The sequence below is a fragment of the Pseudovibrio sp. Ad46 genome (genome assembly GCF_001623065.1).
Lineage (GTDB): Bacteria > Pseudomonadota > Alphaproteobacteria > Rhizobiales > Stappiaceae > Pseudovibrio.
In genome coordinates this window covers 327352-339523 of the sequence record NZ_LMCG01000050.1, presented here as the reverse complement: position 1 = coordinate 339523, position 12172 = coordinate 327352, and the positions used below count along the sequence as shown (strand labels likewise).

Here is a 12172-nt window from a genome sequence, read left to right as displayed (position 1 = left end):
ATGAAAGAATTGCCAAAAACGGCGAAGGCTGTGATCGTAGGTGGCGGCATTGTCGGGTGCTCGACCGCTTACCACCTTGCAAAACTGGGCTGGGATGTTGTTTTGCTTGAGCGGAAAAAACTGACGTCTGGCACAACTTTTCATGCTGCCGGGCTGGTTGGGCAATTGCGTTCAAATGCCAATATCACTCAACTCCTTGGGTATTCCGTTGATCTTTACAAGCGCCTTGAAGACGAGACCGGACAGGCAACTGGTTGGAAGATGAATGGCGGTCTTCGCCTTGCCTGTAATCATGAGAGATGGACTGAGGTGCAACGTCAGGCCACGACTGCGCATTCCTTTGGTTTAGATATGCAGCTTCTGACACCTAAAGAAGCTCAGGATCTCTGGCCTTTGATGCAAGTCGACGATGTTATTGGCGCCGCTTATTTGCCAAGTGACGGTCAGGCAAACCCTTCAGATATTACACTGTCTCTTGCCAAGGGGGCTCGTTTAGCAGGGGCTCAGATTTTTGAAGACACGAAAGTGCTGCGTGTTGATGTCGACAAAGGAGTAATCAGAGGCGTTGAAACCAGCCGAGGCCGGATTGACTGCGCTGTTGTCGTTGCCTGCTGCGGGCAATGGACGCGAGACTTTGCAAAGCATGTTGGTGTGAATGTGCCTTTGGTACCAATGCAGCATCAGTACATGGTCACCGAGCCGATACCTGGCGTACCCAGAGATTTGCCAACGCTTCGAGATCCGGACCGACTGACCTATTACAAGGAGGAGGTCGGCGGCCTTGTTATGGGCGGATATGAAGCCAATCCCCTTTCCTGGGCCGAGGATGGCATTCCAAAAGACTTCCACTACACTTTGCTCGACAGCGACTTTGGGCACTTTGAACCATTGATGGAGCTTTCTCTTGGCCGAGTTCCGGCTTTGGAGACTGCTGGTATCAAAGAACTGATCAACGGACCAGAAAGCTTTACACCGGATGGCAATTTCATCATGGGTGAAGCTCCTGAACTCAAAAACTTTTACGTCAATGCGGGCTTTAATGCGTTTGGCATCGCCGCTGGTGGTGGCGCTGGAATGGCACTGGCAGAATGGATTGCAAAAGGCGAACCACCCTTTGATTTGTGGCCTGTCGACATTCGGCGTTTTGGACGTCCGCACTTTGATAGCGACTGGATACGCACACGAACAAAAGAAGCCTATGCCAAACACTACACAATGGCGTGGCCGAATGAGGAGCATGAAAGCGGCCGTCCCTGCCGCAAATCACCGCTCTATGAGTTTTTGAAAGTAGATGGCGCGGTGTTTGGCGAAAAACTGGGATGGGAACGCGCCAACTGGTATGCAGATACTCAAAATGGAGAAGCTCAAAAAGACATCTATACGTTTGCGATGCCCAATTGGCACGAACCTGTTGGCCGCGAACATAACGCAGCCCGCTCCTCTGCAGTGCTCTTCGACCAGACATCCTTTGCGAAATTTACACTCAAGGGACCTGATGCAGTCGATGCACTCAGCTGGATTGCGGCAAATGACGTAGATAAGCCGATCGGCTCACTGATCTACACGCAGATGCTCAACGATCATGGCGGTATTGAATGCGATTTGACGTGCGTGCGAATGGCAGAAGATGAGTATTACATTGTCACGGGAACAGGTTTTGCCACTCATGATTTCGATTGGATTTCCCGCAATATTCCAGAGGGTATGAATGTTCAGCTTGTAGATGTCACATCAGCTTATGCGGTCCTTTCACTTATGGGTCCCAACTCTCGCGAGATCTTGAAACGTGTAACCCGTGATGACGTGAGTAATGATCATTTTCGGTTTGGCCAAGCTCACAAAATCGGCATTGCAGGCTGTCCTGTTCATGCGCTTCGAGTGACCTATGTTGGGGAGCTGGGCTGGGAACTGCATTTGCCGGTTGAGTATGCGACAACCGTCTATGCTGCGCTTCATGAAGTCGGACAGGAGTTTGGGCTGCGTAACGCTGGATACAGAGCTATTGAAACGCTGCGTTTGGAGAAAGGATACAGGGCCTGGGGGAGTGACATAGGTCCCGATCACACCCCAGAAGAAGCCGGCCTTGGCTGGGCAGTGAAGCTCAAGAAGAATATAGCCTTCAAAGGCCGTGGTGCCATTGAAGAACAACGAACACACGGTGTCAAAAAGATGCTGGCGACTTTTGTAACTGATGGTGACATCATATTGTCAGGCCGAGAAACGATTTATCGCGACGGTGTAAGGGTCGGCTGGCTGTCATCCGGTGGCTTTGGTCATACGTTGCAAAAATCCATCGGCTTGGGCTATGTCCGCAATACCGATGGTGTCGATCGTGAGTTTGTTCTTGGTGGCAAGTATGAGCTGGAAGTTGCAACAGAACTGGTACCCTGTGACGTACACTTATCACCTCTGTATGATCCTAAAATGATGCGCGTAAAAGCTTGATCCAACTACGGTTCTAAAGTTTATGACAGGTTTCAATAGCGAGTTTCACAATAATACTGGTTTACAGAGAAACGTGGAGCTGACAAAACTTGGAGATAGGTTCAAACTGCATACTTCATTGAGGCCATGATTTACATCTTCATCATTTTTGGGGCCGCATTCGGATTGATTGCTGTTCCTCTAGGGTTTTTTATCGGCCTTCAGGTTTCGCCAATACTCGCGAATATTCTTCTGTTTCCCTTCATTACGGCCAGTTGGCTGCTGGGTGTGCCTCTTGGAGAAATGTCTGGCCTGCTGCGCATTTGCCTCACAGTGCTGTCTTCAATTATTTGGGCAGGATTGTTTGGCTTTGTTGGTTCGCTGCTTAAGAAGAAGCCTTCTTAAGCAGGTAAGGAATTGCGATATCCACTTGCGGTCATGCCGGTGTGTTTCTGGAAGACTTTGTTAAAGTGAGATGCGTCAAAGAAGCCGGACCGTATGGCAACATCTGTGATGGTTGCCTCTGTTTCTCCCAGTAAGCGTTTGGCTTCTTCTACTCGTATATGACTGAGTGCTTCGGCTGGGGATTTATCAAGGTCAGACTTAAATTTCATTTCAAGACTGCGTCGTCCAACGCCCAACATCTTACAAAGCTGCTCTATGCTGCGCAGATTTTCCGTTTCCTGCTGCATCATCAGCACTGCCCTTTGGACCAGATTATCTTTGGCTTTAAGCGACGTTGGCAGGAACGGTTGGGCTTTGCTGTCATCTTGAGCTTCATCCACCATCAGAATATGAAGGCTCTTGCGGGCTTGCCGCAGGCCGACATGACGCTCTACCAGATGGGCTGCAACATGCACCGCACTTGTTCCGCCTGAACAGGAAATACGGTCCCGGTCCACTACAAAAATGCGATCTGAGACTGGCTCCAATCCATCAAATTGCTCAAGGAAGTCCGTCCGGTGAAACCAGCTCACACAGCATTTATAACCGTTCATCAAACCGGCACGGTGCAGAATAAAGCTACCAGTACACAAGCCGATCAAGGGCACGTCCTTCGACACAGCAGATTTCAGATAGTGCACATAGCGAAGATCAAGGCGTTCGATGTGATCGATCAGCCCTCCAACAACCACCAGGTAATCAAAATGAGCTGGATCGATCAAATTGGTATCAGGATGAATGCGCACGCCGCAACTGGCGCGGATGGGCTCCATATCAGGTGCGATGACGCTCCAGCTGCATAGAATTGGCCTGCTGCTGTCTCCTTCATCGGCAGAAAGGCGCAGGACATCAATAAAGCTGGCGAAGGCCGACAATGTGAACCGGTTGGCCAGAATGAAGCCAACATTGAGCGCTGGTCGGGGCTGCCGCTTGGTCCGTGTTGTGTTCTCCACCTGCACCTCCTGCGCAAAAATACCTCATAATATTCGCAAGGGTACCATACACATTTTTACATAGCAGGCAATCTCTCTTGAATTCCAAGGAGGTAGCCTTGTCAAAATTTTCCGCAATGACGCTCCTGAAAGGAGCGCTCACAGGCTATAAAAACGTTGAGCCGCAATGGTCTGACGCTGAGCTAAAAAGCGAATATGACGTCATCATCGTAGGTGCCGGTGGGCATGGCCTTGGGGCCGCCTACTATCTGGCAAAAGAACATGGCATCACCAATGTGGCGGTGATTGACAAGGGATGGCTTGGCGGCGGCAACACTGGCCGGAACACGACCATCATTCGCTCGAACTACCTTTATGATGAAAGTGCGCGCCTTTACGACCATGCCGTCGACCTTTGGGATGGGCTTAGTCAGGACCTGAACTACAATGTCATGTTCTCGCAGCGCGGTGTGATGATGTTGGCGCACAACGTTCATGATGTGCAGAGCTTCAAGCGTCACATTCACTCCAATCGTTTGAACGGCGTTGATAATGTCTGGCTCACTCCTGAACAGGCCAAAGAAAAGTGCCCGCCCCTCAACATCGCGGCCAATGCTCGTTATCCTGTGATGGGAGCCGCGTTTCAGCAGCGTGGCGGGACAGCACGGCATGACGCAGTGGCTTGGGGTTATGCACGCGCTGCGGCGGCAAGAGGCGTTGATATTATTCAGAACTGTCCGGTTCTATCAATCGAACGAGGACCAGACGGATCTGTCACAGGCCTTCAAACCGCACGCGGTTTTGTGAAGGCTAAAAAGATCGCGGTTTCTGCAGCTGGCGGAACCTCTGTGGTGATGGATACTGCCGGTGTGCAGCTTCCTCTAGAAAGCTATCCTCTTCAGGCGCTTGTGTCTGAACCTGTTAAGCCGATCTTTCCTCAAGTGGTGATGTCCAACAGTGTGCACGCCTATATCAGCCAGTCTGACAAGGGCGAGCTGGTGATTGGTTCTGGAACAGATCAGTACGTTTCTTACTCTCAACGTGGTGGCTTGCCGTTGATTGAGCATACGCTTGCTGCCATTTGCGAAGTGTTCCCGATTTTCCGCCGTATGCGCATGCTGCGCAAATGGGGCGGTGTGGTTGACGTGACGCCTGACCGTTCTCCAATCCTTGGAAAGACCCCTGTGCAAGGCCTCTACCTCAATTGTGGTTGGGGTACGGGCGGCTTCAAGGCAACGCCGGGCTCTGCGCATGTTTTTGCGCACACAATTGCAAAAGATGATCCTCACCCTATCAATGCGCCGTTCACGCTCTCGCGTTTTGAAACAGGTCGTTTGATTGATGAAGCAGCAGCTGCTGCCGTGGCGCACTAAGGAGGCAGCCTGATGCTCTTAATCCACTGTCCTTATTGCAAGGAAAAGTTGCCTGAACTGGAATTTGAATATGCCGGGCAAGCACATATCGCACGCCCAGAAAACCCAGCTGAGCAAACAGATGCTGAATGGCGCGACTATCTGTTTATTCGCTCCAATGTACGCGGAGATCATGCCGAGCAATGGCGACACTCACATGGTTGTGGGCGTTATTTCAACGCTCTGCGGAACACTGTGAGCGACAAATTCATCGCCACCTATGAGATTGGACAGGCCTGCCCGACTAGCCACGCAGAAGGTGAAGAGAACAATGAACAACTGGAGAGTTGAGGGCAAAGGCCGCATCAATCGCGATAAGCGTGTTCGCTTCACTTTTGATGGCGTTTCCTACCAAGGATATGAAGGCGATACGGTTGCCTCTGCCCTGCTTGCTAACGGCGTTCATCTTATGGGGCGCTCATTTAAGTATCACCGTCCGCGTGGTCCTGTGACAGCCGGATCAGAAGAACCAAACGCGTTGATTGGAACATCCCGCTCTGGTGCAGGTCGCTTTGAACCGAACACCCGCGCTACCGTTCAGGAGCTTTACGAAGGGCTGACCACTGTTAGCCAGAACAAGTGGCCGAGCCTGAACTTTGATGTGGGTGCTGTGAACGACAAGCTCCACAAGCTGTTTGCAGCCGGGTTCTACTACAAGACTTTCATGTGGCCAAAGAGCTTTTGGGACAAGGTTTATGAGCCTGTTATCCGCGCGTCTGCCGGATTGGGCGTCTCCCCAACCGAACCGGATGCTGACACTTATGCCTCGCGTTATCTGCATACGGAACTGCTGATTGTTGGTGCTGGGCCTGCAGGGCTTGCAGCTGCGTTAACGGCGGCTCGCAATGGAACTGATGTGGTCCTCGTCGATGAGAACCGGGAGCTTGGAGGCTCTTTGCTTTCGGAGGCTCCATCTGCCATTGATGGAAAGAACACCGAGAGCTGGCTTACAGCAGTTATTGCTGAGCTTGAAGCCTGCGACAACGTTCGTATCATGACCCGTGCGACTGCTATTGGCTATTACCATGAGAACATGGTGGGCGTTGCTGAAAAGCTCACGGATCACATGGAAAACCCGCCTGCAAATGCTCCACGAGAACGGATGTGGCGTGTTCGGGCGCAAGAGGTCATTCTTGCTCAAGGTGCACTTGAGCGCCCGTTGGTGTTTGAGGGTAATGATCGTCCAGGTGTGATGATGGCAGGTGCGGCGCAGACCTATCTCAACCGCTACGGCGTGAAGGTTGGTAATGCTGCTGTTGTGGTTACATCCCACGATTCAGCCTGGTACGCCGCCTTTGACCTTGCTGATGCAGGTGTGAAAATCCCTGCGATTGTTGATGTACGCACCACTGTGAATGACTACTTGCAATCGGAAGCCCAAAAACGCGGCATAGCGGCGAAGGTAGGTCACAGTGTAACGTCAGTAAGCGGGACAAAGCGCGTCTCCGGGGTGAAAGTCGGCAGGATTTCTGGCGATCAGCACGTTACAGACATCATTTCCATCCCTTGTGATGCAGTTTTGATGAGTGGTGGGTGGACCCCATCCCTTCACTTGTTCTCTCATACCAAAGGCAGTTTGCATTGGGATGAAGAGAACGAAGTCTTCTTGCCTGGTGAGCGAACCGAACGGTGTCATATCGCGGGTGGTGGGCGTGGGTTATGGAGCCAGCAGGCCGCTTTTGATGATGGTGTGCATGCAGCTCAGCAAGCTTTGATTTCATTGGGGCAGAATGCGCCGGGTCTTTCCGTTGATGTTGATGGGGATCGAGCAGGCTCTGGTATTGTTATGGAAGAGCTGCCAAGCAACGATGACAAGCTGGCGCGCCGGGCTTTTGTTGATTTTCAGAACGATGTGACAGCCAAAGATATTCGCCTTGCTGTGCGCGAAGGTATGCTCTCCATTGAGCACGTAAAACGCTTTACGACCAATGGCATGGCGACCGATCAGGGCAAGATGTCAAACATGAATGGTTTGAAGATCGCTGCGAATGAACTTGGGCGCCCTACTCCCAAGGTTGGCCTGACCACGTTCCGTCCGCCTTATACACCCACGACATTTGGAACGTTTGCAGGCTATCATAAGGATGAGCTGTTTGAAGTAACGCGCAAGACCAACATTGATAGTTGGGCAGAAGAGAACGGTGCTGTGTTTGAGCCTGTCTCCTTGTGGCGCCGTGCGTGGTATTACCCCAAGGCTGGTGAAGATATGCACGCGGCGGTGGCGCGGGAATGCAGAGAAACACGCGCTTCTGTCGGCATGTTTGACGCCTCTACTCTCGGCAAGATTGAAGTTGTCGGGCCGGATGCTGCCGAGTTCATGAACCGGATGTATACCAATCCATGGACAAAGCTGGCATCTGGTCGGTGTCGCTATGGTCTGCTTCTGGGTGAAGATGGTTTCATTCGGGATGATGGTGTTATCGGGCGGATCAGTGAAGACCGCTTCCATGTGACGACCACAACTGGTGGTGCGGCGCGTGTTTTGACTATGATGGAGCACTTTTTACAGACCGAATGGCCTGATCTGGATGTGTGGCTCACATCTACGACCGAGCAATGGTCGACCATTGCGCTGAATGGGCCGAATGCTCGTAAGGTGCTGGAACCATTTGTAAAAGGTACAGATCTTTCTGCTGAAGCCTTCCCGCATATGGCGCTTCGTGAGTGCACTGTGGGTGGTTTTGAAGCGCGTCTCTTCCGCGTCAGCTTTACTGGTGAACTGGGTTTTGAAGTGAACGTTCCATCTGAGCATGGGCGCGCGCTTTGGGAGATGCTTTATCAGGAAGGCAAGAAGTATGACATGTGTGTCTATGGCACTGAAACCATGCATGTTTTACGGGCAGAAAAAGGCTTTATCATTGTTGGGCAAGACACCGATGGCACTGTTACGCCAGCGGATGCAGGCCTGACCTGGGCCATTGGCAAGAAGAAACCTGATTTTGTCGGCAAGCGTTCCTTGACGCGGCCTGATATGTTGTTGCCAAACCGAAAGCAACTGGTTGGTCTTTTGACGGAAGATCCAAATGTTGTGCTGGAGGAAGGCGCGCAGATTGTTGAGAGCGGTGACACTGCTATCCCTGCTAAGATGTTGGGGCATGTGACGTCTTCGTACTGGAGTGAAGCACTGGGGCGTTCCATTGCTATGGCTTTGATTGAAGGTGGTTTTGAGCGGAATGGCACCTCAATAGATATTCCAATGCCAGGTCAAACCCATCGTGCAACTGTCAGCGGGACCGTGTTTTACGATCCTGATGGCGACCGGATTAAGATGTAAGGGAGTGGCACACATGGCTTTCAATAGTACAGTCGAAACACTGCCAGCAATGGGCCGTTTTAGTTTGCGTTGTAAGCGCGAAAACACCGTTGCTATGTCAAAAGCACTCGGTTTTGAGCTGCCCTCATCCATCAGCGAGACTGGTCAGTCAGGCGACTTGTTCGCCCTAAAATTGGGGCCGGATGAGTGGATGCTGACCTGTCCAATGGAGGCGCGTTCAGAAATCGAGCAATCATTGGCTGCGATCTATCCGGACGCTGTTCATAGTCTGACAGACATTTCCAGTCGGGAAGTTAGTATCCGAATTTCAGGTCCTGAAGCTGAGGAGCTGCTCTCTACGTCCTGTCCACGAAACCTTGCGGAGTTGAAGAGTGGTCGTGGGGTGCGGACTATTTTTGACAGTGTGCAGGTGATCCTGACACGAGAAGAGCAGAACCAGTTTCGGCTGGATGTTTGGCGATCGTTTGTGCCCCATGTGATGAGGTTGCTGACGGTAGCTGTTGCGGAGTTTGAATGCGGCCTTTAGGGCCGCATTTTTCTTGAGCGCATTTATCCTGTCTCTCTTCAATTTTATTTGAGCTTTTGCTCATACCTCCTGCGGATCAGCCTGACGTTTTCGTCAGATGCCTAAGCATTTTCTGCAGCATTTCTGCCCAGAATCTCTGTCATTCAACCTATCAATTCACCGTGTGGTTGAGGCTGTCTTGAATTTGCAGCGGGAGCAACGTAGAGGCGTCGCATTTTTACTGTCAATGTGCCTCAAACTTCCTGCCTCCATGAGATTAATTCGAACTAGATTTCCTGATTACTCTCGAGTTTCACGGGCCTGACGCAAAGAAACTGCCCATGAAATTTTAGAGAACTGTCACACTGTAAGAGGGAGGCTTAAAGTGTATCAGTCAGCATTTTCCAATGCTTGTGCGAAACACAGGCCTTGCCGCAAATCGACGAACTCCTGGCTCGTCTGTGCTGAGCCAGCTTCAGTTCATTCCACCGGTTTTGATCATGTGTGGCTGAATTCAAGTCATGCCTCTTTGGTGTTCTCTGAATTCTCTTTAACAAACTACGCTAAGCCTCTTTACAAGCACGCTAATTCCAAATCACCTCATACAGAAGTGATTGACGTTCTATCGACTTGTTCTTCACGATCAGGCCAGACACCTGATCATCTCAGCAACCTGCACCGGTCAACTTCCCAGGCATCATTTTAAGCCGAGGTATCTGAACATGAGCGTTCCGTCTTACATTCAAGATCTTATAGCTCACCGCGAAAAGGGCAAAAGCCTCAACGCCCCCTTCTATAGTGCTCCCGACATTCTTGATCTGGACATGGAGGTCTTCTTTCGCAAACACTGGATTTTCGTAGCTGTTGAACCTCAGCTTCCGGAACCGGGCGATTGCATTACCGTTGAAATCGGCAAGACATCCGTCCTGCTTTTGCGCGGCGATGACATGTACATCCGCGGCTTTCATAACATCTGCCGGCATCGTGGTGCGAAGCTCATTGATGAGCCTGAGGCCACAATCGGCAATATTGTTTGCCGCTATCATGGGTGGACATATAACGAGGATGGCGAACTCATTCTGGCCGAGCATATGGGCAAGGACTTCGACAAGACCTGTCATGGCCTGAAGACCGTTCATGTGCGTTCAATTGCAGGTCTCATCTTTATTTGCCTTGCGGAGAACCCTCCGGAAGACATTGAAGAGATGGCGCAGATCATGGAGACCTATATTGCTCCTCATGATATTGCCAACTGTAAGGTGGCTTATACGGCTGATCTGATTGAAGAAGGCAACTGGAAGCTGACGCTTGAGAACAACCGTGAGTGTTATCACTGCGAAGGTACTCATCCGCAGCTCACCGTTCCACTCTCCGAATTCGGTTTTGGCTTTTCGCCCGATGAAATGGATGAGCGGCGGACTGCGGACGTCAACAAATATCTGTCTTTGCTTGAGAGCGAGCATAAGCGCTGGGAGGCCGCTGGCCTGCCTTCTGCCGAGGTGGACAAACTTGCCAACGCCACCAGTTTCCGTTGCATTCGCCTGCCTTTGATGGGCGAAGGCGAGTCCCATACTCTGGACACCAAGATCGCCAGCAAGAAGCTGCTTGGAAACTTCAAGGACGCCAAGCTTGGTGGCTTGAGCTTCTGGCATAATCCCAACTCCTGGCACCATTTCATGAGTGATCACATCGTGACCTTTGCCGCTTTCCCGTTGTCGCCGGACCGTACGCTGGTGCGGACCACGTGGCTGGTGCACAAGGATGCGATTGAGGGAGAAGATTACAACCTCGACAATCTGAAGCAGGTCTGGATGATGACCAACCAGCAGGATGCGGATCTGGTGCGCCTGGCACAGCTTGGCAGTGAAGACCCTGCTTATGAGCAAGGCCCATACTCGGAATACACAGAGCCTCATGTAGAAGCACTGTGTGACTGGTATATTGAACGCCACAAAGCGCACATGCCTGCCGGTGATGTTGAAATGGCGGACGCATGACTCAGAACGTAACTTTTGATGATCTGAAGACCGTCAAGGACTACGATGAAGAACACTTCACCGAAGCGACCCGGATCCCCATGTGGGATCCGGAAGTGGATGATGTTCTGGTCTGCCGACAAGTGCGGCAGGAAACGCATGATGTGAAGACGTTCCTGTTTTCTGCACGTGAACCTCGGGTTTTCAGGTTCTATCCCGGCCAACATATGACCTTCGAGCTTCCGGTTGAAGGCATGATCATGCGCAGTTACACAATTTCCGCTTCTGCTGCGCGGCCCTATCGTGTTGAAATCACGGTCAAACGGGTGCCGGGTGGTCCGGGCTCCAACTGGCTTTTGGACAACATGCTGCCGGGTAAGGAAGTGAATGTCTCTGGCCCTGCTGGTGAGTTCACCACTGATGCCACGCAGGAAGAGAAGCTGTTATTCATTTCAGCAGGCAGTGGCATCACACCCATGATGTCAATGACCCGCACGGCCTGCGATCTTGCAGAGCCGACAGATCTGCATTTTATTCATGCCGCACGCACACCTGCGGATATCATCTTTAGACATGAACTGGAGTTGCTGGCTGCACAAAACCCTGCCTTCAAGCTCTCATTTACTTGCAGCACGACATCTGGATACAACAGCTGGAGCGGGTTTGAAGGTCGTTTGAGCCTTCAGATGCTGTCACTTATGTCGCCAGACTTTAAAGACAGGAAGATCTTATGTTGCGGCCCTGCCCGTTTCATGGAAGGCGTGCAAAACATGCTGCAGGAAGCAGGCTTCGACATGGCCAACTACCATGAAGAAAGCTTTGACTTTGGGGCTGAGACAGCAGGTACCTTTGAGGATAAGATTTCTGCGCCGGAAATCAGCGACCAAACCTATCGGGTCACCTTCACCAAGACCGGTCACGTGGTTGAGTGTGGGCCGGGCATGACAATCCTTTCTGCTGCGCGTGAAGCTGGTATTTTGCCGATGGCATCCTGCCAACGCGGTATTTGTGGTACATGCAAATCTCAACTGGTTTCGGGTGAAACCGACATGCAACATGGCGGAGGCATTCGAAAACGGGAAATTGATCAGGGTAAAATCCTGATTTGCTGCACAACACCTTTGTCAGACATTGAAGTGGACCTTTAGTGTTTGGCACTCCCCCATCCATTGATAAGTGACAATAAAAAAGTGTATCTAAATCAA

Annotated in this window: 9 protein-coding genes; 8 read left to right on the top strand and 1 reads right to left on the bottom strand. The window is 51.4% G+C overall.

The annotated features are described in order from the left end of the window. Both PsAD46_RS15995 and PsAD46_RS15990 read left to right on the top strand, forming a co-directional pair. Positions 1-2445 (top strand): FAD-dependent oxidoreductase, encoded by a 2445-nt coding sequence (locus PsAD46_RS15995; protein WP_063307338.1) that lies wholly within the window; start codon positions 1-3, stop codon positions 2443-2445. A gap of 126 nt (positions 2446-2571) precedes the next feature. Continuing rightward, the gene (locus PsAD46_RS15990) at positions 2572-2829 is read left to right on the top strand and encodes a hypothetical protein (RefSeq protein WP_063304900.1); all 258 of its coding nucleotides are present in this window, start codon (positions 2572-2574) and stop codon (positions 2827-2829) included. Here the strand turns inward: PsAD46_RS15990 and PsAD46_RS15985 are convergent. Then, complete coding sequence (locus PsAD46_RS15985; RefSeq protein WP_153040749.1) at positions 2826-3821, bottom strand: GlxA family transcriptional regulator; 996 nt, start codon at positions 3819-3821, stop codon at positions 2826-2828. The two genes, PsAD46_RS15990 and PsAD46_RS15985, sit on opposite strands and share 4 nt — an antisense overlap. Before the next feature lie 98 nt (positions 3822-3919). On the opposite strand from PsAD46_RS15985, the gene PsAD46_RS15980 reads away from it, so the two are divergent. The 6 genes from PsAD46_RS15980 to PsAD46_RS15955 all read left to right on the top strand — a co-directional run bounded on the left by PsAD46_RS15980 (position 3920) and on the right by PsAD46_RS15955 (position 12115). After that, positions 3920-5173 (top strand): sarcosine oxidase subunit beta family protein, encoded by a 1254-nt coding sequence (locus PsAD46_RS15980; protein ID WP_063307424.1) that lies wholly within the window; start codon positions 3920-3922, stop codon positions 5171-5173. A gap of 12 nt (positions 5174-5185) precedes the next feature. Continuing rightward, positions 5186-5503: a sarcosine oxidase subunit delta gene (locus tag PsAD46_RS15975; protein ID WP_057465189.1), complete on the top strand. Its 318-nt coding sequence runs from the start codon at positions 5186-5188 to the stop codon at positions 5501-5503. Then, positions 5484-8486, top strand: coding sequence for a sarcosine oxidase subunit alpha (locus PsAD46_RS15970; protein WP_063307337.1), 3003 nt, complete (start codon positions 5484-5486; stop codon positions 8484-8486). The genes PsAD46_RS15975 and PsAD46_RS15970 overlap by 20 nt, the downstream gene beginning before the upstream one ends. Positions 8487-8499: 13 nt before the next feature. Beyond that, positions 8500-9012: a sarcosine oxidase subunit gamma family protein gene (locus PsAD46_RS15965; protein ID WP_063307336.1), complete on the top strand. Its 513-nt coding sequence runs from the start codon at positions 8500-8502 to the stop codon at positions 9010-9012. A 701-nt stretch (positions 9013-9713) separates the two neighbouring features. Further along, complete coding sequence (locus tag PsAD46_RS15960; protein ID WP_063288615.1) at positions 9714-10988, top strand: aromatic ring-hydroxylating dioxygenase subunit alpha; 1275 nt, start codon at positions 9714-9716, stop codon at positions 10986-10988. Beyond that, positions 10985-12115: a hybrid-cluster NAD(P)-dependent oxidoreductase gene (locus PsAD46_RS15955; protein WP_063307335.1), complete on the top strand. Its 1131-nt coding sequence runs from the start codon at positions 10985-10987 to the stop codon at positions 12113-12115. The genes PsAD46_RS15960 and PsAD46_RS15955 overlap by 4 nt, the downstream gene beginning before the upstream one ends. The last annotated feature ends 57 nt before the right edge of the window (positions 12116-12172 follow it).

Bases quoted from the DNA above. Each gene is read 5' to 3' on its own strand.
- PsAD46_RS15995 (WP_063307338.1), top strand. From the start codon at position 1: ATGAAAGAATTGCCAAAAACGGCGAAGGCTGTGATCGTAGGTGGCGGC.
- PsAD46_RS15965 (WP_063307336.1), top strand. From the start codon at position 8,500: ATGGCTTTCAATAGTACAGTCGAAACACTGCCAGCAATGGGCCGTTTT.
- PsAD46_RS15955 (WP_063307335.1), top strand. From the start codon at position 10,985: ATGACTCAGAACGTAACTTTTGATGATCTGAAGACCGTCAAGGACTAC.
- PsAD46_RS15990 (WP_063304900.1), top strand. From the start codon at position 2,572: ATGATTTACATCTTCATCATTTTTGGGGCCGCATTCGGATTGATTGCT.
- PsAD46_RS15970 (WP_063307337.1), top strand. From the start codon at position 5,484: ATGAACAACTGGAGAGTTGAGGGCAAAGGCCGCATCAATCGCGATAAG.
- PsAD46_RS15960 (WP_063288615.1), top strand. From the start codon at position 9,714: ATGAGCGTTCCGTCTTACATTCAAGATCTTATAGCTCACCGCGAAAAG.
- PsAD46_RS15975 (WP_057465189.1), top strand. From the start codon at position 5,186: ATGCTCTTAATCCACTGTCCTTATTGCAAGGAAAAGTTGCCTGAACTG.